Source organism: Clostridium sp. Marseille-Q5894, assembly GCF_946902305.1.
Taxonomy (GTDB): Bacteria; Bacillota_I; Bacilli_A; order Erysipelotrichales; family Coprobacillaceae; genus Thomasclavelia.
Window position 1 is genome coordinate 441,469 of record NZ_CAMPPT010000002.1, and the last position, 23,798, is coordinate 465,266.

24 protein-coding genes are annotated in these 23,798 nt (G+C 30.6%); 18 read left to right on the forward strand and 6 right to left on the reverse strand.

Annotated elements, in window-relative coordinates:
• Positions 1-38 precede the first annotated feature (38 nt).
• Genes OC535_RS04790 through OC535_RS04805 form a run of 4 tightly spaced genes read left to right on the forward strand, consistent with a single transcriptional unit; the run spans position 39 to position 3,356 of the window.
• Positions 39-680 carry a lactate utilization protein gene (locus OC535_RS04790; protein WP_024720505.1) on the forward strand — a complete coding sequence of 214 codons (642 nt, stop codon included), beginning with the start codon at positions 39-41 and terminating at the stop codon, positions 678-680.
• A 1-nt stretch (position 681) separates the two neighbouring features.
• Positions 682-2,097, forward strand: coding sequence for a 4-alpha-glucanotransferase (gene malQ, locus OC535_RS04795; RefSeq protein ID WP_227052334.1), 1,416 nt, complete (start codon positions 682-684; stop codon positions 2,095-2,097).
• 1 nt (position 2,098) lies between these two features.
• Positions 2,099-2,608 carry a flavin reductase gene (locus OC535_RS04800; protein WP_227052336.1) on the forward strand — a complete coding sequence of 170 codons (510 nt, stop codon included), beginning with the start codon at positions 2,099-2,101 and terminating at the stop codon, positions 2,606-2,608.
• A 52-nt stretch (positions 2,609-2,660) separates the two neighbouring features.
• Positions 2,661-3,356, forward strand: a complete 696-nt coding sequence (locus OC535_RS04805; protein WP_227052338.1) for a DUF421 domain-containing protein — start codon at positions 2,661-2,663, stop codon at positions 3,354-3,356.
• 41 nt (positions 3,357-3,397) lie between these two features.
• Here the strand turns inward: OC535_RS04805 and OC535_RS04810 are convergent, their stop codons facing one another.
• Genes OC535_RS04810 through OC535_RS04820 form a run of 3 tightly spaced genes read right to left on the reverse strand, consistent with a single transcriptional unit; the run spans position 3,398 to position 5,962 of the window.
• Positions 3,398-4,171, reverse strand: coding sequence for a type III pantothenate kinase (locus OC535_RS04810; RefSeq protein WP_027088721.1), 774 nt, complete (start codon positions 4,169-4,171; stop codon positions 3,398-3,400).
• Positions 4,165-5,352: a bifunctional phosphopantothenoylcysteine decarboxylase/phosphopantothenate--cysteine ligase CoaBC gene (gene coaBC, locus OC535_RS04815; RefSeq protein WP_498823303.1), complete on the reverse strand. Its 1,188-nt coding sequence runs from the start codon at positions 5,350-5,352 to the stop codon at positions 4,165-4,167. Before coaBC ends, OC535_RS04810 begins: the two co-directional genes overlap by 7 nt.
• 1 nt (position 5,353) lies before the next feature.
• Positions 5,354-5,962 carry an ECF transporter S component gene (locus OC535_RS04820; RefSeq protein ID WP_227052343.1) on the reverse strand — a complete coding sequence of 203 codons (609 nt, stop codon included), beginning with the start codon at positions 5,960-5,962 and terminating at the stop codon, positions 5,354-5,356.
• 200 nt (positions 5,963-6,162) lie between these two features.
• Between OC535_RS04820 and OC535_RS04825 the strand changes: the two genes are divergently transcribed.
• The 6 genes from OC535_RS04825 (at position 6,163) to OC535_RS04850 (ending at position 10,580) form a co-directional block, all read left to right on the forward strand.
• On the forward strand, positions 6,163-6,717 hold the full coding sequence (locus tag OC535_RS04825) for a DJ-1 family glyoxalase III (protein ID WP_227052346.1): 555 nt from the start codon (positions 6,163-6,165) through the stop codon (positions 6,715-6,717).
• A gap of 259 nt (positions 6,718-6,976) precedes the next feature.
• Entirely contained in the window at positions 6,977-7,369 is a 393-nt protein-coding gene (gene panD / locus OC535_RS04830) for an aspartate 1-decarboxylase (RefSeq protein ID WP_024720510.1), read from the forward strand.
• A gap of 59 nt (positions 7,370-7,428) precedes the next feature.
• The gene (gene panC / locus OC535_RS04835) at positions 7,429-8,268 is read left to right on the forward strand and encodes a pantoate--beta-alanine ligase (protein WP_498823304.1); all 840 of its coding nucleotides are present in this window, start codon (positions 7,429-7,431) and stop codon (positions 8,266-8,268) included.
• 3 nt (positions 8,269-8,271) lie between these two features.
• Positions 8,272-9,240: a bile acid:sodium symporter family protein gene (locus OC535_RS04840; protein WP_227052350.1), complete on the forward strand. Its 969-nt coding sequence runs from the start codon at positions 8,272-8,274 to the stop codon at positions 9,238-9,240.
• A 116-nt stretch (positions 9,241-9,356) separates the two neighbouring features.
• On the forward strand, positions 9,357-10,070 hold the full coding sequence (locus OC535_RS04845; RefSeq protein ID WP_498823305.1) for a DUF5714 domain-containing protein: 714 nt from the start codon (positions 9,357-9,359) through the stop codon (positions 10,068-10,070).
• On the forward strand, positions 10,071-10,580 hold the full coding sequence (locus OC535_RS04850; RefSeq protein ID WP_227052354.1) for a GNAT family N-acetyltransferase: 510 nt from the start codon (positions 10,071-10,073) through the stop codon (positions 10,578-10,580).
• 79 nt (positions 10,581-10,659) lie between these two features.
• Here OC535_RS04850 and OC535_RS04855 read toward each other — a convergent pair whose 3' ends face one another.
• Entirely contained in the window at positions 10,660-11,259 is a 600-nt protein-coding gene (locus OC535_RS04855; protein WP_498823306.1) for a DUF1349 domain-containing protein, read from the reverse strand.
• Positions 11,260-11,296: 37 nt separating this feature from the next.
• On the reverse strand, positions 11,297-11,815 hold the full coding sequence (locus OC535_RS04860; RefSeq protein WP_227052358.1) for a GrpB family protein: 519 nt from the start codon (positions 11,813-11,815) through the stop codon (positions 11,297-11,299).
• Positions 11,816-12,459: 644 nt separating this feature from the next.
• On the opposite strand from OC535_RS04860, the gene OC535_RS04865 reads away from it, so the two are divergent.
• The 4 genes from OC535_RS04865 to OC535_RS04880 all read left to right on the forward strand — a co-directional run bounded on the left by OC535_RS04865 (position 12,460) and on the right by OC535_RS04880 (position 15,220).
• On the forward strand, positions 12,460-12,777 hold the full coding sequence (locus OC535_RS04865; protein WP_227052360.1) for a hypothetical protein: 318 nt from the start codon (positions 12,460-12,462) through the stop codon (positions 12,775-12,777).
• 62 nt (positions 12,778-12,839) lie between these two features.
• Positions 12,840-13,589, forward strand: a complete 750-nt coding sequence (locus tag OC535_RS04870; protein ID WP_227052361.1) for an NAD(P)-dependent oxidoreductase — start codon at positions 12,840-12,842, stop codon at positions 13,587-13,589.
• Positions 13,576-14,166 (forward strand): dipicolinate synthase subunit B, encoded by a 591-nt coding sequence (locus OC535_RS04875; protein ID WP_024720518.1) that lies wholly within the window; start codon positions 13,576-13,578, stop codon positions 14,164-14,166. Before OC535_RS04870 ends, OC535_RS04875 begins: the two co-directional genes overlap by 14 nt.
• Positions 14,159-15,220, forward strand: coding sequence for an amino acid kinase family protein (locus OC535_RS04880; protein ID WP_024720519.1), 1,062 nt, complete (start codon positions 14,159-14,161; stop codon positions 15,218-15,220). Before OC535_RS04875 ends, OC535_RS04880 begins: the two co-directional genes overlap by 8 nt.
• A 210-nt stretch (positions 15,221-15,430) precedes the next feature.
• Here the strand turns inward: OC535_RS04880 and OC535_RS04885 are convergent, their stop codons facing one another.
• Positions 15,431-16,411, reverse strand: a complete 981-nt coding sequence (locus OC535_RS04885) for a DUF4236 domain-containing protein (protein ID WP_024720520.1) — start codon at positions 16,409-16,411, stop codon at positions 15,431-15,433.
• A gap of 475 nt (positions 16,412-16,886) precedes the next feature.
• Between OC535_RS04885 and OC535_RS04890 the strand changes: the two genes are divergently transcribed.
• From OC535_RS04890 to yfmH, 4 genes are all read left to right on the forward strand, one after another.
• Positions 16,887-18,581 (forward strand): ribonuclease J, encoded by a 1,695-nt coding sequence (locus OC535_RS04890; protein ID WP_498823307.1) that lies wholly within the window; start codon positions 16,887-16,889, stop codon positions 18,579-18,581.
• An 80-nt stretch (positions 18,582-18,661) separates the two neighbouring features.
• On the forward strand, positions 18,662-20,917 hold the full coding sequence (locus OC535_RS04895) for a DNA translocase FtsK (RefSeq protein WP_498823308.1): 2,256 nt from the start codon (positions 18,662-18,664) through the stop codon (positions 20,915-20,917).
• A 126-nt stretch (positions 20,918-21,043) separates the two neighbouring features.
• Positions 21,044-22,306: an EF-P 5-aminopentanol modification-associated protein YfmF gene (gene yfmF, locus OC535_RS04900; protein WP_498823309.1), complete on the forward strand. Its 1,263-nt coding sequence runs from the start codon at positions 21,044-21,046 to the stop codon at positions 22,304-22,306.
• The gene (gene yfmH / locus OC535_RS04905) at positions 22,306-23,595 is read left to right on the forward strand and encodes an EF-P 5-aminopentanol modification-associated protein YfmH (protein WP_498823310.1); all 1,290 of its coding nucleotides are present in this window, start codon (positions 22,306-22,308) and stop codon (positions 23,593-23,595) included. The genes yfmF and yfmH overlap by 1 nt, the downstream gene beginning before the upstream one ends.
• Positions 23,596-23,798: the final 203 nt, after the last annotated feature.

Here is a 23,798-nt window from a genome sequence, read left to right on the forward strand (position 1 = left end):
TATAATATTCGTGGATATTTTTGAAAGGACTTACAATTATGGATGAGAATTTGAAGGAAATTATTAAGATTAGAGAAGATAGAATGATCAAAGCTTTTAATCAAAATAATATGCAAATAACATTTGTAGATAATTTTGAACAATTACATAATTATTTAAAAAGATATTTATGTAACCAAAAAACAATTGCATTGGGGGGATCGATGACTTTATTTGAAACTGGAGTCATTGATTTAATTAGACAAAGTGATGTAATTTTATATGATCGCTATGAAGAAGGATTGTCAAGAGAGCAGATGCAGGAAGTATTTAGAAAAGCTTTTACAAGTGATATTTTTATTACCAGCACTAATGCTTTAACAACTGATGGTTGTTTATATAATGTGGATGGAAATGGTAATCGTGTAGCCGCGATGATCTATGGACCTAAGGAAGTTATTGTAATTGCAGGAAAAAATAAAATTTTTGAAAATGAAACTGAAGCCATTAATCACATTAAAACAATTAGCGCTCCAGCTAATGCTGTACGCTTAAATAAAAAGACACCATGTACTAAAACAGGAGTATGTATGGATTGTTTATCGCCAGAACGTATTTGCAGCAGTTATGTTAAATTAGGATATCAAGGTAACATCGATCGAATTAAAATAGTCGTTGTTAACCAGGATTTAGGGTATTAAGATGAATTGTGGAGTTTTATTCCCTTTATCTAGTTTTCCATCAAATCATGGGATTGGTGATTTAGGCAAAAATGCTTATGCAGTTATTGATGCTCTAGCAAATAATGGCGCAAATTATTTACAAATTTTACCATTTCATCCTTCAACTCAAGCTAATTCTCCATATCGTGGAGTAAGTACGTTTGCTGGGGATGAAATATATATCGATTTAGAACAGTTAGTAGAAATGGGACTGTTAGATGAGGTTCCAGAATTTAATGCTGATGCAAAGATGGTTTATTATGATAAAATTAGAGCGTTTAAGCATAAATATTTATTAAAAGCATATAAAAATTTTAGAAGTAATGATGAATATGATCTTTTTTTAAAAAAATGTCCTTGGGTATATGATTATGCATTATATTGTACTTTTGCCAATATCAATGATTCATACGATTGGGCTTCATGGCCCCAGGAATTTAAACGGTATCCTAAGTTTCATCAAGTTGATTTGAGTAAATATCAAGCTGAAATTGGATATTATCAATTTGTTCAGTATATTTTCTATTTACAATGGTTTACTTTAAAAAAATATGCCAATGAACATGGTATCAAGATAATTGGTGATATGCCATTTTATGTGGATCATGGCTCTGTAGAAGTTTGGCTAGATAACGAATCATTTATGTTGGATTCTAATGGCTATCCTACAGATGTAGCTGGAGTACCGCCAGATTATTTTAGTGCTACAGGTCAATATTGGGGGAATCCAATTTATAATTGGGAACATTTACAAAATAATGAATTTAAGTTTTGGGTTGACCGAATCGGCTGGGCATGTAAGATTTTTGATATTACCAGAATTGACCATTTTAGAGCATTTGACTCTTATTGGGACATTCCGGCAGCTTCTACTAGTGCTGTTGATGGCTGCTGGAAATATGCTCCAGGTTATGAATTGTTTGATTGTCTTTATGCAAAATTAGGAGATATCGAATTAGTTGCTGAAGATTTAGGATATTTAAGACCAGAAGTAATTGAATTAAAAGATCATTATCACTTAAAAGGGATGAAAGTGTTTCAATTTATGCTTGATGAGGGCTTTGATAAAGTAGACAATAGTTATTTTTATCCAGGAACTCATGATAATGAAACAATCAAAGGCTGGATCGATAATCTAGATCAGCAAAGTTGTGATAAAATCGTAGAAACTGTAGGCGATAAACTGCCTTTAAATCTTGCCATTTTAGATTACTGCTTACATTCAAATGCTAGTGATGTAATTATTCCGATTTGGGATCTGCTTGGTGTCAATAACGATCAGCGCTTTAATGTACCTGGTGAAGTTAATGATACGAACTGGACTTATCGAGTGCCAGATCTTATGGCAGCTAAAAAGGGAATTGATTTATTTGGTAAACTAAGAAAGGATGATTAAAATGAGTTTTAAAAAAATTGATATTAATGAAATCGTTTTAAATCCATTTAAAACGATTGGAAAAGATTGGCTTTTAATTAGCGCTTCAAAAGAAGATAAAATCAATACGATGACCGCTTCCTGGGGTGGCATTGGAGTTATTTGGAATAAAAATGTCGTAACTGTTTATATTCGACCTCAACGTTATACAAGAGAGTTTGTCGATGCTTCTGACTATTTTACTTTAACTTTTTTTGAGGGTTATAAAAAAGAATTAGGTATATTGGGTTCCAAATCGGGACGTGATGGCGATAAAATCAAAGAGGTTGATTTTGATGTAGAATTGCTTGAGGGACAGCCAGCTTTTAAACAGGGAAAAATGGTTTTTATTTGTAAAAAACTATATCAAGGTAAAATTGAACCAAACGGGTTTATTGATGACAGTCTTGATGAAAAAAATTATCCTGATCATGATTATCATTATATTTATATTGGAGAAATTGAAGATGCTTATATAAACGAAAAAGAATAATTCTTTTTCGTTTATTTATATTGATTTTGTCAATAATATTACTGGTGAGATTATGCAGATATTAGAATATATAATTGTTCCGATCATATCTTTAGTCGTCTTGTTTATTATTACTAAGATGATGGGGTATCGTCAGGTCAGTCAATTAAATATGTATGATTATATTAATGGAATTACGATAGGTAGTATTGCCAGTGAGTTAGTAATGGGTGGTTTTGATAATATTTTACAACCTTTAATTGCAATGATCGTTTATGCAATTGTAATAATAACTTTATCTAAGTTAGCTGCTTCTTCTTTGAAATTAAGAAAAATTATTGATGGTGAAGCAGTTGTTTTATATGAGAATAATCAAATTTATAATGAGGAATTGGAAAAAGCTAAATTAGATATTGATGAATTTTTAATGCAATGTCGTATTGCTGGTTATTTTAATTTAAATGAACTGCAAACGGTAGTGTTAGAAACTAATGGTAGTTTTAGTTTTTTTCCAAAAGAAAAGTATCGGCCTGTTGTAGTAGATGATTTAAATATTAAGATCAATAAAGTTAAATTGCCAACGGTGTTAGTTAAAGAAGGAAAAATTTTTTATGAAAATCTTAAAACTATTGGACAAAATGAAAAATGGCTTGAAAATGAACTAAACATACAGGGAATACCACTTGCAGATGTTATTCTAATGTTTCAAGAGGATAATAGTAATATTGTCACATACACAATAAATGAAGTAGAAAAGAATTTTGATTAAATTTAGGATAAATAAAAAAACGATTTTAATTAATCGTTTTTTTATGCTTTTCTTTTATATTTATCATAGATGATTTTTAAACCTTTAAATGTAAGATCAGGGTCATATACATCAATCAACTTAGTTTCATTAAAAATAATACGTCCCAAACCACCAGTTGAAATAACTTTTAAATTTTGTCCATATTCTTTTTTTATTTCATTAATAATATTTTCGGTTAGACCGACATACCCATAAACAATACCAGCCTGCATACTTGTAACAGTATTTTTAGCGATAATATTTTTAGGTTTTTTAATTTCGATTTCCGGCAGTTTTGCAGCTTGACTAGAAAGAGCATTGATACTAATACCGATTCCTGGTGCTGTAGCCCCACCTAAAAAATCACCATTTTCATTTACGACATCAAACGTTGTAGCAGTGCCAAAATCAATAACTAAGCAGGGACCGCCATAGATATAGTAAGCCCCAGCAGCATCGACTAAACGATCGGCACCTAGTTCTTTAGGATTATCGATTTTAATACGGATTCCCGTTTTGATTCCAGGGCCAACAATAATCGGTTCACGATCAAAGTATTTTTTGATTGAATTAGTAAAAGAATACATGATCTTAGGAACTACTGAAGCAATGATGATATCTTCAATTTCATCGATAAGAATATTTGAAGCACTTAAAAAGCTCAAGAGCATAAAACCATATTCATCAGAGGTACGTTCTAATTTTGTTGTTAAACGATAGTTATCGATAATTTCATCTTTATCAACTAGCCCCATGGTAATATTGGTATTACCGATATCAATTACAATTAACATGCTTTTTCCTCCTGAATTTCTATTAACCTTTTTAAAATCAAATCACTCAAATTATTTTTTGACATTAATTCAATTTCCTGTGTATTTTCAGCAGTTAAAAAGGTTACTTTATTGGTATCATTTTTAAATCCTGCCCCTGGTTCTTTTAAATTATTGGCAACTAAAAGATCACAATTTTTATGAATAAGTTTTTCTCTAGCGTTTTCGATTAAATTTTGTGTTTCCATTGCAAAGCCACAAATAATTTGATTAGTTTTATGTTCTCCTAAAAAAGCTAAAATATCATCATTTTTGATCAATTCCAAAGTTAAAGTTTCTTCTTTTTTCTTAATTTTATCTTTGGCAATCTCTTTGACCCGATAATCACCAACAGCAGCCGCTTTAATAATAAAATCCTGTTTTTGATAATGTTCTTTAACTGCCGTAAACATTTCTTGGGCTGTTTGGATCTCAATAGTTTTTATACCATAAGGAAAATCAAGACCTGTAGGCCCAGTGATCAACGTAACTTTTGCGCCTAATTCAAAGGCTCTTTTTGCTAGCGCATAACCCATTTTTCCACTTGAATGATTAGTAATATATCTTACTGGATCAAGGGCTTCTTGGGTGGGACCAGCGGTCACTAAGACTCGTTTATTTTTTAATGGTTTAGCACTTAAGCAATATTCGATCATTGCAATGATTTGGTTTAAATCAGCAAGTTTTCCGCGACCAGTATCACCACAGGCTAAAAGTCCATATCCTGGTTCTACAAATTTAATCCCATAGGTTTTACATCTTTCAATATTGCGCTGAGTAGCAAGATTATCATACATATTAACATTCATCGCTGGAGCAATCAATTTAGGACAAGTAGCAGCAATAAAAGAAGATGTTAATACATCATCACAAATACCGTTGGCAATTTTACCGATGATATTAGCAGTCGCAGGAACAATAACAAAACAATCAGCTTTTTTGGCATAACTAATATGTTTGATTTCATAGCCATTATCATCAAAATCATCAATTAATACTGGTTTGTTGATCAAAGCTCCTAAAGTAAGGGGACTAATGAACTTTGTTGCATTATTAGTCATAATTACTTCTACATCATATTCTTTCTTTTTTAAAGCTCTGACAAGTTCACAAGCTTTATAGGCAGCAATACTGCCACTAATTCCTACAACGATTGTTTTCATCTTAATTTCCTTTCTTTGTAAACATTAATAAAGGCTGGCAAACAAGAACGGCGATAACCGTTCCAACAACGGCTTCTAATAAACCGCTGCTAGTAACGATTCCAATTAAATATGCCATCAGTAAATTAAAATCTTGACCAATTGCTTGCGCATAACTTTGGCCAAAAATCAAATAAATACCACCTAATACTAAAATAGTATTAGTTAATGCACCAGCTAAACTGGCAACGATCATTCCGGCATATTTATTCCATTTATGCTTGATTACTTGTTCAAAAATAAAACCAGTAACAAAACCAATCATTACTCTAGGTAAAATAGCGATAACAGCACTTAAAATATTTCCACTAATAAATGGTGAAAAAACAAATGAGGTTACAGTAGGATTAATTGTGTTATAAAACAAACTGCTCAAACCGAAAACTAATCCGATGATCGAACCACCTTTTTTACCTAAAATAATTCCGGCAATAATTACTGGAATATGTAGTGTTGTTGCACGCAATGGACCAATTGGAATATATCCTAAAAATGGTATAAATACAAGCAGCATTTCAATTGCAATAAACATTGCATACAAAACAAGATCTTTAGTTTTTTTATTTTTCATTTTTTCCTCCACTACCGTTCCTTTAGATACGGTGCTAATAATATTTTGGTCATTAAATAATTAGATAGTTAATATCAAGTTATTACTAAATTTTTATTTTAACAACAATGTCATTATAGTACGATATTAACTACTTTTCAATTTAAAATAATGCATTTTGATTAGTTTAGTGATAAAATAGCAGTCAAGGAGGTTTTATGATGAAAAAAATAGCAGTTTTATTTCATGATGGATTTGAAGAACTTGAAGCATTATCAGTAGTAGATGTAATGCGTCGTGCCAATGTTGAATGTACAATGGTAGGAATGGATAAATTAGAAGCTCTTAGCGCTCACCAAATAAAAATATTGATGGATCGTATATATGATGAAACAATTGAAACATATGATGCTGTTGTTATTCCTGGGGGAATGCCCGGAGCAACTAATTTAAGAGATGATCCAAGAGTAATTGAGCTAGTAAAAAAATTTAATGTTGATAATAAAATCATTGGTGCAATTTGTGCGGGACCAATCGTTTTAGAAAAAGCGGGAGTTATCAAAGAAAAGACAGTTACTTGTTATCCTGGTTTTGAAACCCAGTTAAATAGTGCAAATTACCAGGAAGCTTTAGTTTTAAAAGATGGTAATATCGTTACCGGTAAAGGTCCTGGGGCTGCTTTGGCTTTTGCATATACTCTTTTAGAAGCCCTTGGAATAGATAGTTCAGAGATCAAAGAGGGAATGCAGTATAAATATTTAGAAGAAAATATTTAAAAATAGTTTAAGATGCCAACAGGGCATCTTTTATATTGACAAACAATAATCAACATGCTTAAATGAGCAATGGAGATAGTATTTGGCAACAAAACTATACTCGATCTGATTCACTGGAATTTCATATAAACATAGTAAATAAAGAGCTTATATTTTTTAAATGGGACTCAAAAAATACAAATAATTTATCATGCATTTTAGGGTCATAGCCCTATAAATGCTTTTTTATTGTATTTTAAATCAAGAAAGGATGTATGAAATGACAATAGAGATGTTAAAAGGAAAAATTCATCGTGCTACCGTTATTCAAGCTAAATTAGATTATGTCGGAAGTATCACGATCGATGAAGAATTACTTGAAGCAGCGGGAATTTTAGAATATGAAAAAGTACAAATTGTAGATGTTGATAATGGAAATAGATTTGAAACATATGCTATTAGCGGTAAAAAGGGCAGTGGGATGATCTGTTTAAATGGTGCTGCTGCAAGATGCGTAAATACTGGCGATAAGGTTATTATTATGGCCTATGGAAATTACGATCCAATAGAAGCAAAATCACATAAACCTGCAGTTGTCTTTGTGGATGAGGAGAATAAAATTAGCCGAGTAACTAATTATGAAAAACACGGCTTATTAAAAGATATGAAATAATCAGCAGTGATGTCAGTTAAGGGTACTATCTCTAAATCCATAAGAAAGAAGAGAATAAAATGCAGATAACAAAAACAGTAGAACAAACAAGAAAACTCATTAAAGCATGGAAAAAAGAAGGAAAAACGATTGGTCTTGTACCAACGATGGGTTTTTTACATGAAGGTCATGCAAGTTTGATTAAAAAATGTCGGGAAGAAAATGATATTGTTGTGGTTTCAGATTTTGTTAATCCAACGCAATTTGGACCTAACGAAGATTTAGAAGCATATCCCCGAGATTTTAAACGTGATAGTGAGTTGTGTGAAAGCCTGAAAGCAGATTTGATTTTTAATCCTGATCCAGAAAATATGTATTGTGACCCCCAGGCATATGTAAATATCGATTTACTTTCAACGACCCTTTGTGGTAAATCAAGACCAGTTCATTTTAAAGGTGTTTGTACGGTAGTAGCAAAATTATTTAATATTATTACCCCTGATAGAGCATATTTTGGTCAAAAAGATGCTCAGCAATTAGCAATCATTCGAAAAATGGTACAGGACTTAAATTTTGATATTGAAATCATTGGCTGTCCAATCGTTCGTGAAAGCGATGGTCTTGCTAAATCATCACGAAACACGTATCTTAATTGCGAAGAAAGAAAAGCGGCACTTTGTTTATCAAAAGCGGTTAAAGAAGGACAAAATGTCATTTTTCAAGGATGTTTGGCCAGTGATGTAATAAAAGCTATGCAAAAGGTTATTGAAAGTCAACCGCTTGCTAAAATTGATTATATCTCAGTAGTGGATGCCCTAACGATGCAGCCAGTAAAAAAAGTTGATCGAAATGTTCTTATTGCAATGGCTGTTTACATTGGTAAAACGCGATTGATCGATAATTTTTCATATGAGGTGTAATCAATGAAAAAGATCATAAAAATCAGTTCACTATTAACTAAATATATTGGCATTATAATCATTATTTTTTCCGGATTAGCCTTTTTAATACCTCAGGGTTTTGCCTGGACAACTGATTATACTTCTGTTTTTTTAGGAGTTGCAATGTTTGGAATGGGACTTGCAATAAAAATGGGAGATTTTCAAATTGTTTTTTCACACCCTAAAGAAGTTATTATCGGCTGTGTAGCTCAGTATACGATCATGCCCTTAGCCGCATGGTTATTAGCAGTTATCTTTCAATTACCTGAAGACTTGGCAATAGGTGTTATCCTGGTAGGCTGCTGTCCTGGTGGAACGGCTAGTAATGTGATAACTTATATTGCTGGTGGTGATGTCGCACTTTCAGTAGGAATGACGATCATATCAACTTTAATTGCGCCACTGATGACGCCATTATTGGTTTATGTTTTAGCCGGTACATGGGTGAAAGTTACTTTTTGGTCAATGGTTTTATCAGTAGTAAAAGTTATTTTGATTCCTGTTTTACTGGGAATTTTGATTCGCAGTTTATTTGGAAAACAGATTCAAAAAATTTCTGATATATTACCGCTTGTTTCGGTTGTATCGATTGTAATGATCATCTCCGGAATTGTTGCAATTAATACAGAAAAAATCATAGCCTGTGGTATTTTAGTATTATGTGTAGTTGCCCTTCATAATTTATTAGGGATGATGCTTGGTTTAGTAGCAGCAAAAGTTTTGCATGTTGAATACTCTAAAGCGACAGCAATTGCAATTGAAGTAGGAATGCAAAACAGTGGTCTAGCGGTTTCATTAGCAACCGTAAATTTTGCAGCTAATCCACTTGCTACTTTACCAGGAGCTATCTTTAGTGTATGGCATAATATTTCTGGTTCGATTTTTGCAAGTATTAGACAGTCATCTTTAAACAAAGATGAAAGATTAGAATTAAAATATAAAACTAATTAAAAAGAAGAGGCAGCTCTTCTTTTTTTAGTCCTAAAAATTAAATCTGCTTTGAGAATAAATTCATTCATGTTAAAATTAATTAAAAGAAATATTATGATTTGTAAAGGAGAGCAAAGATGAAAGAAGAATGTTTGATTTGTAAAGCGCCGTTAGAATATCTTGAGACTGATACGTTGATGGAATGTATTCTTTGCCACCGTCAGGAGTATAGTAAAACACGCTGTATTAATGGACATTATGTATGCGAAAAGTGTCATATGCAGGGAATCGATAATATCATTCAAGTTTGTTTAAATGAAACTTCACTTGATCCAATTATGATAATGGAAAAATTAATGGATTTGAGTTTTTGTCATATGCATGGTCCAGAACATCATATAATGGTAGGCTCAGCTTTGTTGACGGCTTATAAAAACGCTGGTGGCAATCTAGATCTAAAAAGTGCTTTAATAGAAATGCAAAATCGAGGTAAAAAGATTCCTGGGGGAATTTGCGGTTTTTGGGGTGCTTGTGGAGCCGGAATAAGCAGTGGGATGTTTATTGCCATTGTTACTAAATCAACCCCACTTTCTAACATTGAATGGCGACTTTCAAATCAAATGACAGCGGCTTCATTAAACCAAATCGGGAAGCATGGCGGGTCGCGATGTTGTAAACGAGATTCATATCTTGCAATTTTAGCAGCAATCAAATTTGTTAAGGAACACTTGAATATTAAAATGAAAAGCAGTCAGATCGTTTGTAAGCGTTCCACGATGAATAATCAGTGTATTCAAAAAAAGTGTCCATTTTTTAAAATGAATCAGAAGATTAGTTTGGCGGTGGATTAGATGAATTTAAGGTTAGCTGTGATGTCAGATTTATCACAAATTATTGAAATGTATAAAAAAATTATCGCTAAAATGAATGATAATGGTATTCATATTTGGGATGAGATCTATCCTTGTAAATATTTTAAAAATGATATTGAAAATAATCAGCTTTATTTATTATGGGACGATGATAAGATTGTTTCGGCATTTGTTTTATGTGATTTAAATAGTAATTCCAAAAGTGTAAATTGGTCAGATAAAAATGCTAAAGCATTATATATTGAACGTTTAGGTGTAAATGTCGATTATTTAAGAAGGGGAATAGGTCTTCTTACTATTAATAAAGCAATGGCTCTTGCAAAGGAAATGAACGGTGAGTATTTAAGATTATTTGTCGTGGATAATAATAAGGCGGCGATAAATCTTTATCAAAAGGCCGGCTTGAAAAGAGCTGCTGGAATTTATGAAGAAGTTATTGATGATAATTTGACTCTGTATGAATTAGGTTTTGAAATAAAAATATCTTGATTAAAAAAAGATTTCAGATCTTGAAATCTTTTTTATTTGAAAATAAGAAATATTTTTTCGAAAATCCACAATAACTGCTTTAATCAGGCTGCTGCCCTGTATGGGCAGACCACTGACATTCTGTAATTTGCATTTGTGAAAATACGGCTTTAAACGAAGAATTTTCAGGAGAACAGGCATAAATACCAAAAGCAATTTTATTAGCGCCTTTGAACATGTGACAGATTCTCATTTGGGTGAAAGTAACTCCATCATAAGAGCATTCGATACAATAATCATCTTCTCTTCTGCTTAAACGATACCACATCGATTTGATCGAAGCATCGATTGCTGTAGTAGCCCAATCTGAGTAACCGTGATTTGTTACAACACTGCCTAAATGCTGATAGTCATCATTTTCATATTCTATAGAACCCTTTAACCAGTTTTCACTATCTAAATACATGACAATGCCACATTGATCAAACTGATGATGACTTTCTTTAAAATCTGTTTTTACAATAAAACTAAAATATTTCTCTTCTGTTTCTATTTGTAAAACGGGCGCATTGTCATTTTGAAAATGATAATATGTTCTTTGCCATAGATCAGTATATGGTTTTGTAACAATTTCAATTCGATCATCATATATTTTGTAACTTTCTGGTTTTCGTGTCCATTTAAATTTTTTTAAATCCATTTTTATTAGTCTCCTTTTTCATTAAAAATCACTGTCTTTATTTTATAAGACCACATTTTTTATATAACTCAGATATGCAATCTGATTTATATTCTAAATATTTTTCAATATTATCAGGAAATAATCTTGCGCCCTCTTTTTTTACCTGACTATAAAGTTTGATAGCCTCAGGGTGGCTTTTTAAATAATCTCTAAAAGTGATATGTCTTTGCAGCTCCTTTGAATTTTTAGGACATACATATAAATGATGCGTTTGTAAATGTTCTTTTCCTGTATATTTAAAAGCTTCTCTGTCTGAAATTCCTAAGTTGCCTTCATGTATATAGCCAATCTGATTTAATTTTTCGATTACTTTATTTAAATCAGATGTTGAGGCAATCACGATATCAATATCGATAATTGGCTTTGCCGCTAATCCTTCAACAGCTGTACTACCAACATGTTCTATTGATAAAGCTAAGTTTTTTAAAGCTTGGTCAAGTTCATTTTTTATTTTCAAAAAATCATTTTTCCAATTAATATCATAGTCAAGTACAGTAACTTTTGTTGTTTTCATAAAGCCTCCTTCAGTTTATAAAAAATGTTTTTCAACCATGTTTAATAATATCAACACAGTAAAAATAAGAAATAATTCTATAATGCTATTAATCGTGCCAAACATAATAATAAACATACTTAATATCAACAATGAGCGATGAAATAAAATATTTGTTTTTTGATAAAATTCAGAATCTATTAGCATGATTCGATTAATTAATAATTGAAGTATTACTAATAGTAATAAAGCCCCAAAAGATGACAGAATAATATGTAACATTGAAATAATATTTTCATTATCAGGATGATAAGGCAAAAAAGAACCAATTATTACTGATAAAAAACTAAATATTATCAATGTTTTGTTTAAAGGGGATAAATAAGTAATTTTTTTAAATAATTTATTTATTTTGTATAGTAAAAAACAAGAAATGATCATGATCCAAAGTAGATAATGAATTCGCAGATCCTTTTGATATGACAAGTAAGTAAAATTATTATATGTCCAGGAAGTTTTTAATGATAGTAAAAACGTGTAAATAAGCATTAGATAGTACATTTTTGACCTCCATTGAGGTTATTTTAATAAAATCGAAAAAAAATGTAAATAATAAAAGAAAAATCCTTTTTTTTGAAGTAAAGAATAATGAGGAGGAATTTTAAATGAAAATTGAATTAAGAAGTATTCATGGAAATGTTGTTAATGACAAAAAGGCTCGAGTATCTAAAGATATTAAGGCTCATATTGAAATAGGCTATAGCCATAGTCAAAGAGGAAATCTAAGCCTTAATTATCAAATCAAGGTAGGTGAGAAAAAAGAACAGCTTTTTGTCGTTAAATGTGTTTTTGAAATTCAAGATTATGATCGTAATGTAGATGAAAAAATAATTCTTGATCGAGCTGTTGATTTACTTCAAGAGCGGATTGAAGTTATTCTTGGACTAATTAGTGAAGAGATGGGAATTGATCTACAGGGTTGAAGAAATTCATCAACCCTGTAACAAACTTGAATTATTTTCATATTTTATAATAGAGGTGGAATATGTTAATCTATATTAATGGAACTGATAATCGGTGTAAATATTTAGCTAAGCTGATGGCTAAAGCTGGTTATCAAATAGAAAATGATAAAAATTATATATCATCTTGTCAAATCGTATTTTTGGGAAAAGATGGTAAAAGTTTTGAACAAGTAGATTTTGCTTGTGATGCCGTTGTTTTGACATTGTTAAAAAATCAGCGATTATGTTATTTAAGTAAACTAAAAGGTTTTAAGTATGATTATTTATATCATGATGAAGAATTTATTAACGAAAATACTTATATTAGTGATGAAGCATTAATTGCTTATATGATCATTGATAATAATATTAGTCTTTCAAATTCAAATATCTTAATATTAGGTTATGGTCATTGTGGCAAAGATCTAGCTAATAAATTAGAACGATTTAATGCTAAGATCACGATTTCTAATCGCAGTGATCACCATCATGATGAAGTAATTACTAAGGGATATCGTTATATACGTTTAAATGAGCTTACATTAGATGGATATGATTTTATTATCAATACTATTCCATGTAATGTAATTACTGAAGAAATGTTAAAGACGAAAGACGATATGTGCCAAATTTATGATGTTGCTTCAAAGCCGTATGGATTACAAAGTGATAAACGTGATACTAATTATCATTTGTTGAAACAATTACCAACCAAATATGCATATCATAGCAGTGCTTTAGTTTTATTTAAAGCAATTAAAAGGGCGGTTGATCGTAATGTTAAAAAATAAAAAAATTGGGGTTGGAATTACTGGTTCTTTTTGTTCTTTAAAAAAAACAATAACCGTTTTAGATGAATTAGCAAAACAAGACTGTGATCTATATGTATTTGTCAGTGAAAAAATATTAACTTGTGATACTCGTTTTGGTGAAGCTGATGAACTGATTGCAAAGATTGAAAAAATAGCAAAACGTAAAGTTATTACGGATGTAGTAAATGCGGAAATTTTTGGTCCTAAAATTCCTTTAGACTTGATGCTGGTCATGCCTTGTAGCGGCAATACATTAGCAAAGCTTGTTTATGGAATCAATGATAATGCGGTAACGATGGCTTGTAAATCAACTTTACGTAATGAACATAATGTTGTTTTAGCAATTGCAACAAATGATGCTCTAAGTAATTCAGGAAAAAATATTATGCAGATTTTAAATACTAAACATTTTTATTTAGTTCCAATGTATCAAGATGATTGTATAAAAAAACCAAATAGTATGTTATTTGACGAAAATTTAGTACTCCAGACTTTGATCAATGCATTGAATAATAAACAAGTACAACCTGTATTTGAAGGTAATAAAGATGTATAGAGTCCTAAAATTTGGGGGTACATCTTTACGTGATAAAAAAACAATTGATTCAGTAATTGAAATAATAAAAAAACATTTAGATCATAAATTAGTAATAGTTGTAAGTGCGATGGGGCGCTATCCCGATCCTTATGCTACAGATACTTTAAAAGAGTTAGTTTCCTGGCAATTATCTTTTGATGAATATAGTCGGATCGTCAGTTGTGGCGAAACGATCAGCAGCGTTGTTTTATCAAGTGAATTAAAGAAACAAGATATAAAAGCTATTTCACTTTCATCTTTACAAGCTGGTTTAAAAGTTAAAGGGCATCGTTTTGTTGATTTTAATAAGAAAAAAGTAACGGAATATTTAGAAAAATATGATGTTGTCATAATTCCCGGGTTTCAAGGAGTAGATAAATTTAAAAATGTTCGTATTTTAGAAAAAGGCGACAGTGATTATAGTGCTGTTTATATTGCGCGAAGAATGAATTTAGATGAAGTTTATATATATAGCGATGTTTGCGGTATATATACAGGAGATCCTAAATATATCAATGGAGCTCGTTTAATTAAACATGTAGGGTATCGCCAGGCATTGGATCTAGCGAAACATAAAGCTCGGATAATCTGCTATAAAGCTCTTTTAGAGGGGTATAAAAAAGATGGCTTCAAAATTAATTTACGTTCTATTTATAATGGGAATATTGGTACTTTAATTAATCATGATGATACTAAAATAAAAACGATGTCAATTGATTTTAATTATTGGCTGATTCGTTTTGATGAAGAAATCAGCAAAAAAGATTTTAATTATTTGTATGATAAATATGAAAATGATTATCTTATTTTAGAAGAAGATCTTCATAAATTGACGAGCAGATATACAAAAATCGACGCTTATACAAAAGTTCATTTTGTTGGTTGTGAATTAGAAAATGATGATATTTATCGAAACTTTTTAGAAAAATTTGCGCTTACTTCTACTAAAGAAGTAGATAGTTATTATGTTAAGGTCAAGATGCAAAAACAAGATCTTAATTTATTGCATGATTTAATTGTTTTAAGTGATTAAAAGTGTAGTTTTATTAATTTGAAATCATAAAAATAAAATGTTGGAGGGAGGTATTGATGTACATCGTTCTAACATTTTTTAATTATAATAGATGAAAGATCTTATATAAGTTCCAATAATTTCTAGTAATATTACAAAGAAACGGCTTAAGATCAGGGTTTTGCGAATTCTTGATCCAAATTAATTATGTTATCAAATTTCAATAAATTATTAAAGATTAGGATTTGAATACATAAAGATGGTATTTAATCCTGATATAGAAGTTAATTTAAGTTCTCCATACAAACAAATCGGTAACTGCCTGTTGTTTTTGAATCTTCTATCAGGTTCACCTGATTTGTTTACATATTTCCAAGTTTGAGCAACGACTTGGGAATCTTTTGGTATTCCATTACTTTCAATAAAACGTGTTGTATAAGTTGAAAAAGCAATATCAGAATAGTTTAATACATCGATTTTGTTGCCTTGAATTAAAAATAATTTATCAGGTAAAAATAATAACGTTTCTTTTCCTGCTTTGAATGATGCGATTTGCAGATTCGTTTTAAATGGAAAAGGTGCTTTCGTGCTGGCTTTGCAAGTTGTTCGATTAACGGTATTGCTTGCACCAGAAGTATATTTTTTATTAATAACTTTACTTGTCTGCATAATTCTCCAAACTTTTGCAGACTCAGTAATCTTAATCATAGGTTTAATTCTTTCATCAACTAAAGATTGCTGATCAGTGTCAATATTGTACTCTAAATTAATGGTACCTTTGATTTTAACAAAAATTTTAAGAATTAAGAAAAATATTGAAAATAAAAATAAAATTGGAAAACCAAAACTTAAAATCAAAGAGATCCAAAAGCCAATATTAGCCAGCTTGTTTAATCTCAATGCTTTGCTGGCAAATTTACACATAGTTCTTAATTCCTCAGAAACTATTTCAGATGCAACAACATTTACGATATTTCGTGTATCATAATGATTGTTATCAATTGATGGTAAAGGTTGTTGTGAATCAGGTGTAGTATCATACCTTGAATTATTTATATTATTTTTGTCTGCTTCATAAACATATGATGTATCTGTTGCAATTTTGGTAAAGCGATGATCATTTATATTCCAACTATAGCCAATTCCTGATTTATTTAAGTTGATTTTAAAACAACCACCTAAGTTGATAATTTTTCTATATCGAAATCCCATTTTTTGCTTCTCCTTTATAATCTGAATCATATTCCTCAGATATATTTTCATGTTCTTTTCCCACTTTTTTCTATTTATAGAATAGCAAAGCCAGTTATCTTCGTCAATTGTTAAAAATGGCGGATTTAATTTGTTATTTATAAGTATAATGGCTTTGATTATATGATAGATAAAATAGAAAAAGTAATTTTTTATAAAATATTTCTTTATATTTGTTTATCTTCTATTTCCTTTGCTATTTTTAAATCATTATATGCATGAGAGAAAAATATCGCTATTTTTTAGTATAAATAAATTTAATGGGTATAATTTTATTAAAAGTATTGAAAAGAGTCAGTAATTTTATTTTTCTTTTTCTTTAAATTTTGTTACAATATTTTTAGAAAGTATTAGCCAAGTGCATTATGTTGTGGTAATATATTAGAGATTGTTTTTTACACATGCTTGAAATAATAAAATAATAAAGGAGGAAAAAATGAGAAAAGATATTGTAAAGATTTTACCTCTTGGCGGACAAGCTGAAATGGGTAAAAGTATGTACTGTATTGAAATAAAAGACAAAATTTTTATTTTAGATGCTGGCTTTAGGTTTCCAGAAATCAATAAATTAGGAGTAGATATCATCATTCCTAGTTTTGATTATTTAAAAGAAAATGAAGAACGAATCGTAGCAATCATTGTTACTCATGGACATGATGATGTAATGGCGGCGTTACCATATTTATTAGAGAGTGTCAATGTTCCTGTATATGCACCAACTTTAACTGCTGATTTGATTGATCAAATGATGAAACGTCATAAAAAACATAATAATTTAAAACTTAATTATCAGCTTATAAAAGTTAAACGTAATGATTCAATTAATATTGCAGGAGTACCAGTAGAATTTTTCCCTGTTACTCATTCTATTCCTGGAAGTGTTGGTGTCGCATTGTGGACAAGAGATGGTTATATCGTCTATAGTGGTGAGTTTATCATTGATTTTGGTGCTCCAGAAGGTTTTAGATGTGATATTCAAAAAATGATGGAAATTGGCAAAAAAGGTGTTTTAGTATTGTTGTGTGAATCATCATATTCTAAAAATACTGGCTATACTTCTCCAAAACATAAATTAACTGAAAAAATTGATAATATCTTTGAAGATAGCGAAGGACGGATCATTATTTCATCCTATGCTCAAAACATTTTTAGAACAAAAGAAATCGTTGAATTAACAAAAAAATATAAACGTAAGATCGTTTTTTATGGTCGTGATAAGTACGATAGTACAAACAGTATCGTAAGGATCGGGCAGCATTTGAAAAAAGCTGTAATCAAAGTACCTAAAGAGATAATTGGATTTTCTACTGATATTGGTAAAAAAGGCATTGATGATAATTTAGTAATTTTGCTAAGTGGTAAGCCGCAGCGTATATATCATGATATTAGTGATATCATTGATGGTGGTGATGAGTATTTAAAACTTAATGAAAATGATACTTTTATCGTAGCATCTCCAGTAATTCCAGGAACTGAAAAGATTGCCAATAAAGCAATCAATGAATTGTATAAAACAGATTCTAAAATTCATGTTTTAAAAAATAAAGAGTTATTTTCAATGCATGCTTCTCAAGAAGATATTAAAGTAATTATTCAAATTTTCGATCCTACTTATTTTGTTCCAATTAAAGGTGAATATCAGCATTTCATTTCTAATATGGAAGTAGCTAAGAGTATGGGAATTGATGCGAAAAATATTCCGTTGATCGATAACGGTGAATTCTTGAGTTTCAAAAATGGAAAATTAGAAGATTATCGTGATACAATTGAAGTCGAGGATGTAATGATCGATGGAATCGGTGTTGGTGATGTTGGTGATAAAGTTATTGATGATCGAATTCAGCTTTCAAATGATGGTGTAGTTATTATTGGTGTAACTATTGATAGTAATAGTCGTGAAATTATCGCTAATACTGATGTCCAGTCACGGGGATTTGTCTATTTGAGAGATTCTGAGCATATTATTAAAGGAATTGCAGATATTGCTGAAAAATGTGTTGAACAAATGAAAAATGATCCTAATTTAGAAGCAATCGAAGTCCGTCAGGAAATCAAAGAAAAGTCTAATAAATTTATTGTTAAAGAAACCGGTAAAAAACCAGTTGTTTTACCAATTATTATCGAAATTTAAGCAAGTCTAACTTGCTTTTTTCTTTGGCTAAAACAGATGGTTATGTTATAATGGTTGAGTTAGAGTAGGGAGTGTGAGTCATGGCTAAAACAAGTCGTTCAAAAAAATCTAAACAAGAACAACTTAGTGAAGATTTAAAAGTTAGAATCATTGCTGCTGTAGGATTGTTTTTAACGATCGTTGCAACGTTAAAGCTAGGGTTAATAGGAGTGCAGCTAAATTTTTTATGTACATACATATTAGGTAATTTTGTAGGAATTGGTTATGTGGCATTGATTCTAGTTAGTATATATGTAATTTATCACGCGAAATTACCTCGTTTTAATGGTCCTAACGCCATTGGTTTCTACTTGTTATCGGGAGCAGTTTTAACATTTATGTCTTCACTTAGTGATAATAATATGACTGGAATGAAAGTTATTGACCAATATATTCAACAAGCCCCATGTAACCGTGGTGGTTTTATCGGAGCCTTATTATACGGATTATTAAGTGCTTTGTTTGATAAAACAGGAGCAATCATCGCCTCTGGCTTTGTCTTAGTGATTTCTTTGGCATTATTGGGAAGTAAATTTTATTTTGAACAGCGAAAAAAGAAACAAACAACTTCTAAAAAGAAGAAAAACAAAGAAAAAACCCAAAGCAAATTTATTGATTTCTTTACTAAAAAAAGAGATATTGCCTTTTTTCCCGATGACATATTTGAAATAGATGACAAAAAACCAGAGAAGAAAACATCAGCACGGATCCATACAGCTCATCTAGAAGAAGATGACAGCATTCCTTCAGCTATGGAATTTGATGAAAAATCAATGACTTTAGAAATCAAAGAAAAAGAACCTAAGATACATGATAATGACAGTTTAAAAACAAAGCAGAAAATCAATAAAAATTATCGTCTACCAGCATTATCACTATTAAAAAATCCAACTTCCAAAAAATCCGGTGATAATAAAGATAATGCTTTAAAAAAAGCCGAAGCCTTGACTAATGTTCTTCATGAATTTGGTGTTAATGCTTCCATTAGCGATATTTTTATCGGGCCATCTGTTACTAAATACGAATTAAAGCTCGAAACGGGAATCAGAGTCAATAAAATCATTCAGTTACAAGATGATATAAAATTAGCTTTAGCAGCAAAAGATATTCGTATAGAAGCTCCAATTCCCGGTAAACCAGCAGTTGGGGTGGAAATTCCTAACAGCGTTGCAACTACAGTTACTTTTAAAGAGGTTATTAAAGATATTCCTAAAGAACTACAGGCAAATAAGCTTTTGGTTCCTTTAGGAAAAGACGTTAGTGGAAAAACGATTTATGCTCAATTAAATAAAATGCCGCATTTACTGATTGCTGGAGCAACCGGAAGTGGTAAATCTGTTTGTATCAATACAATTATTTGCAGTATTTTAATGCGGGCCAGACCCGATGAAGTTAAATTTATTTTGGTCGATCCTAAAAAAGTAGAATTAGCTAATTATAATGGGATTCCGCATCTATTAGCTCCGGTCGTGACCGATCCTAAAAAAGCAGCTGCGGTTTTACAAGAAGTAGTTGTAGAAATGGAACGACGTTATGATTTGTTTGCTGAAGCTAATGTTAGAAATATTGAAGGCTATAACAGCTATATCCATAAAAAGAATGAGACTTTAGCTTTAGATGAACAGTTAGAATTTTTACCATTTCATGTCATCATTTTAGATGAGGTAGCTGATTTAATGATGGTTGCCAGTAAACAAGTTGAAGACTGTATCATGCGAATAGCCCAAATGGCTAGAGCTGCGGGAATTCATTTGATCGTAGCTACCCAAAGACCTTCAACTGATATCATTACGGGGGTTATTAAAGCCAATATTCCTTCAAGAATTGCTTTTGCAGTATCATCAGGAATCGATTCACGAACTATTTTAGATACCTCAGGGGCTGAAAAACTGCTTGGTAAAGGCGATATGCTCTTTTCTCCAATGGGTTCAAGTTCACCAGTTCGGGTTCAAGGTGCGTTTGTATCTGATGAAGAAGTTAATGCGATAACTCATCATACAGCCAGCCAGCAGGAAGCTAATTATGATGAAAAATATATTAATGTTAAGTTGAACACCACTTCGATGAGTGCAGCTTCAAAAGAAGAAGAGGAAGATGAAGAATACGAAATGTGTCGCAGTTTTGTTATCAGTGTTCAAAAGGCTAGTACTTCATTGCTGCAAAGACAATTTAGAATTGGTTATAATAAAGCAGCTCGAATCATTGATCAATTAGAAGCTGATGGTGTAATTGGGCCTCAAATCGGCTCAAAACCTCGTGAAGTATATATTCGTGGTTATCAAGAAGAAGATGTCTAAGCAGACATCTTTTTTGATCTTGGAAAATAATTATGAGTAGTATTTTATCAAGAAAATATGGTTTTAATTTTATTTTTCAATTTTTAGTGTATAATATAGACATTAGATTTAAAGAAGGAGTGTCATATGAAAAAAAGTTATCAGTTATCAGGATATACATTGCATGTAATTCCGACAAAGAAATTTAAGAATATAACGATGTCTTTAAAATTAGAAAATAAATTGACTAAAGAAAATGTCACAAAAAGATCATTATTGGCATTTATGTTAACTGGTGGAACTGAAGAATATCCATCAACACAAGCTTTATCTACCCATTTAGAAGATCTTTATGGGATGAACTTTGGAACTAATTTAGCGACTAAAGGATTATCACAAGTATTAAATATTTCCAGTGTTTGTATCAATGAGGCTTTTTTACCTTATCAAGAAGATTTATTAAAACAGCAAATTAAGTTATTTAATGATGTCCTTTATCATCCTAATGTTTTGAATGGTAAATTTGATGAGCAGACTTTTAATATCAAGAAAAAAGAGCTTAAAGAGCGTTTGATCGTTCAAAATGATGATAAATTTATGTATGGTCTAAATCAGTTATTTGTAAATATGGGTGAAGGGGGATTTTTATCAATCAGCAATAATGGTTATATTGAAGAGCTTGATAAAATCTCTAATGAAGAATTGTATCAGTATTTATTAGACTGTATAAAAAATGATGTAAAACATTTATATGTTGTTGGTGATGTTGATGAAAGTATTGTTGAAATATGCAAAGAAAATTTAAGTTTTGATCCTGCACCACATTTAAATGAAGTAGTAACAAATTTTAAATCGACAAAAAAAGAAGTTCTTGAAGTAATTGAAAGACAGGATGTAACGCAGGCAAAATTAAATCTTGGTTTTGTAGTAGATTGCAATTTTTTAGATGAAAGCACTTATGCCATGACGGTTTTTAATGCTATTTTTGGTGGCTTTTCGCAATCAAGATTATTTAAAGTAGTCAGAGAAAAGCATAGTCTTTGTTATTATGTTTCCTCTAGTTATGGTGCTTTTAGTGGCATCATGACAGTTAATGCCGGAATTGAGGGAAGTAATTATGAAAAGGCTAAACAGTTAATTATTGAAGAACTAGCTAAAATTCAAAATGGTGATCTTAGTGACGATGAAATAGCTTTAGCTAAGTTAATGTTAAAAAGTTCACTTATAAAAACAAAAGATGAACCAATGAGTTTAATTGCTTTAGCTTATAATCGTGATTTAACTAACAAACAAGAAACAGATGATGAGTATCTTGAAAATATTTTAAATGTTACTAAAGAAGAAATTATTGCTGCAAGTAAAAAAGTTCATTTAGATACGATTTTCTTGCTTACAGGGAGTGATAAATAATGGAAAAAATATATTTTGAAACTTTAAAAGAAACCTTATATCACGAAAAGATGGATAATGGCTTAGAAGTTTATTTACTGCCAAAACCAGGTTTTGAAAAAACATACGGTTTATTTTCAACTAGATTTGGGGCAATCGATACGCGGTTTGTACCAATCGGTCAAGAACAAATGATCAAAGTTGAAGATGGGATCGCTCACTTTCTTGAACATAAGATGTTTGATATGAATGGTAGTGATGCTTCTGATGAATTTGCTAAATTAGGAGCAAGTACTAATGCTTTTACTTCTTCAAGTCGAACTGCTTATTTATTTAGTACCACAGCTAATGAATATCCGTGTATTGAATTATTATTGTACTTTGTTCAAAAATTAGAAATTACACCAGAAAGTGTTGAAAAAGAAAAAGGAATCATTGGTCAAGAAATTAAAATGTATGATGATGATCCTGACTGGAGAGTTTATTTCGGATCGATTCAAAATCTCTACAACAATCATCCCGTTGCAGTCGATATTGCTGGAACAGTAGAAACCGTTAATAATACTACTAAAGATATGTTAGAAATCTGTTACAATACTTTCTATCATCCAAGTAACATGATGATCTTTATCGTTGGTAATATTGAAGCTGATAAAGCGATGACAGTAATTAAAGAAAATCAGGCTAAGAAAAATTTTGCACCAGCGAAACCTATTGTTTGTCAAAAAAATATTGAGCCATGCAATATCAAGATCAAAGAAAATGTTTTAACGATGGATGTTGAAATGAATAAAATAATCGTTTCAATTAAAGTAAACGAAATCTTGAATGATCCTAAATTAAAAATCAGACGAGAATTAGCAATCAATCTTTTATTCGATTTATTATTTTCAAAAAGTGCTAAATTATATAATGACTGGTTAAATGAAGGAATTATCAATGATTCATTTAGTGCTAATTTTACCCAAGAACGTGATTATGCATTTATTCAAATAGGTTGTGACTGTGATGATTATGAGACATTAAAGGAACATATACTTACTTTGATTCAAAATTTCCAAAATATCGAAATTTCTAAAAATGATTTTGAAAGAATCAAAAAGAAAAATATTGGTTTGTTCATTAATTTATTCAATGGACCTGAAAGCATTGCTAATTTATTTAGCCGTTATTATTTTGAAGGAATAATTGCGTTAGATTTAATCGATGAGATTGCTAAAATCACTCTTGATGATATTTATGATATGTTTAAATATTTTGACAGTGAATATACTAGTGTATGTATTGTTAAAAAAAGTAAAATATGTTAAATAACAGGTATTAATAATAGTTGACACTTGTCATGCTTATGTTATAATAACTTTGGTTAGAGAGTAAATAAATTTCCACATCATAGATAAGGGAGCCTGATTTAAATTGCGGTGTTGAAAACCTATCTTAGAATAGGGATCCTAAAGTGTATTTAAAGGTGCCCACCTGTACAAAACAGGGAAATATCTAAAACTCTCTACCT

Bases quoted from the DNA above. Each gene is read 5' to 3' on its own strand.
- OC535_RS04790 (WP_024720505.1), top strand. From the start codon at position 39: ATGGATGAGAATTTGAAGGAAATTATTAAGATTAGAGAAGATAGAATG.
- malQ (WP_227052334.1), top strand. From the start codon at position 682: ATGAATTGTGGAGTTTTATTCCCTTTATCTAGTTTTCCATCAAATCAT.
- OC535_RS04800 (WP_227052336.1), top strand. From the start codon at position 2,099: ATGAGTTTTAAAAAAATTGATATTAATGAAATCGTTTTAAATCCATTT.
- OC535_RS04805 (WP_227052338.1), top strand. From the start codon at position 2,661: ATGCAGATATTAGAATATATAATTGTTCCGATCATATCTTTAGTCGTC.
- OC535_RS04810 (WP_027088721.1), bottom strand. From the start codon at position 4,171: ATGTTAATTGTAATTGATATCGGTAATACCAATATTACCATGGGGCTA.
- coaBC (WP_498823303.1), bottom strand. From the start codon at position 5,352: ATGAAAACAATCGTTGTAGGAATTAGTGGCAGTATTGCTGCCTATAAA.
- OC535_RS04820 (WP_227052343.1), bottom strand. From the start codon at position 5,962: ATGAAAAATAAAAAAACTAAAGATCTTGTTTTGTATGCAATGTTTATT.
- OC535_RS04825 (WP_227052346.1), top strand. From the start codon at position 6,163: ATGAAAAAAATAGCAGTTTTATTTCATGATGGATTTGAAGAACTTGAA.
- panD (WP_024720510.1), top strand. From the start codon at position 6,977: ATGACAATAGAGATGTTAAAAGGAAAAATTCATCGTGCTACCGTTATT.
- panC (WP_498823304.1), top strand. From the start codon at position 7,429: ATGCAGATAACAAAAACAGTAGAACAAACAAGAAAACTCATTAAAGCA.
- OC535_RS04840 (WP_227052350.1), top strand. From the start codon at position 8,272: ATGAAAAAGATCATAAAAATCAGTTCACTATTAACTAAATATATTGGC.
- OC535_RS04845 (WP_498823305.1), top strand. From the start codon at position 9,357: ATGAAAGAAGAATGTTTGATTTGTAAAGCGCCGTTAGAATATCTTGAG.
- OC535_RS04850 (WP_227052354.1), top strand. From the start codon at position 10,071: ATGAATTTAAGGTTAGCTGTGATGTCAGATTTATCACAAATTATTGAA.
- OC535_RS04855 (WP_498823306.1), bottom strand. From the start codon at position 11,259: ATGGATTTAAAAAAATTTAAATGGACACGAAAACCAGAAAGTTACAAA.
- OC535_RS04860 (WP_227052358.1), bottom strand. From the start codon at position 11,815: ATGAAAACAACAAAAGTTACTGTACTTGACTATGATATTAATTGGAAA.
- OC535_RS04865 (WP_227052360.1), top strand. From the start codon at position 12,460: ATGAAAATTGAATTAAGAAGTATTCATGGAAATGTTGTTAATGACAAA.
- OC535_RS04870 (WP_227052361.1), top strand. From the start codon at position 12,840: ATGTTAATCTATATTAATGGAACTGATAATCGGTGTAAATATTTAGCT.
- OC535_RS04875 (WP_024720518.1), top strand. From the start codon at position 13,576: ATGTTAAAAAATAAAAAAATTGGGGTTGGAATTACTGGTTCTTTTTGT.
- OC535_RS04880 (WP_024720519.1), top strand. From the start codon at position 14,159: ATGTATAGAGTCCTAAAATTTGGGGGTACATCTTTACGTGATAAAAAA.
- OC535_RS04885 (WP_024720520.1), bottom strand. From the start codon at position 16,411: ATGGGATTTCGATATAGAAAAATTATCAACTTAGGTGGTTGTTTTAAA.
- OC535_RS04890 (WP_498823307.1), top strand. From the start codon at position 16,887: ATGAGAAAAGATATTGTAAAGATTTTACCTCTTGGCGGACAAGCTGAA.
- OC535_RS04895 (WP_498823308.1), top strand. From the start codon at position 18,662: ATGGCTAAAACAAGTCGTTCAAAAAAATCTAAACAAGAACAACTTAGT.
- yfmF (WP_498823309.1), top strand. From the start codon at position 21,044: ATGAAAAAAAGTTATCAGTTATCAGGATATACATTGCATGTAATTCCG.
- yfmH (WP_498823310.1), top strand. From the start codon at position 22,306: ATGGAAAAAATATATTTTGAAACTTTAAAAGAAACCTTATATCACGAA.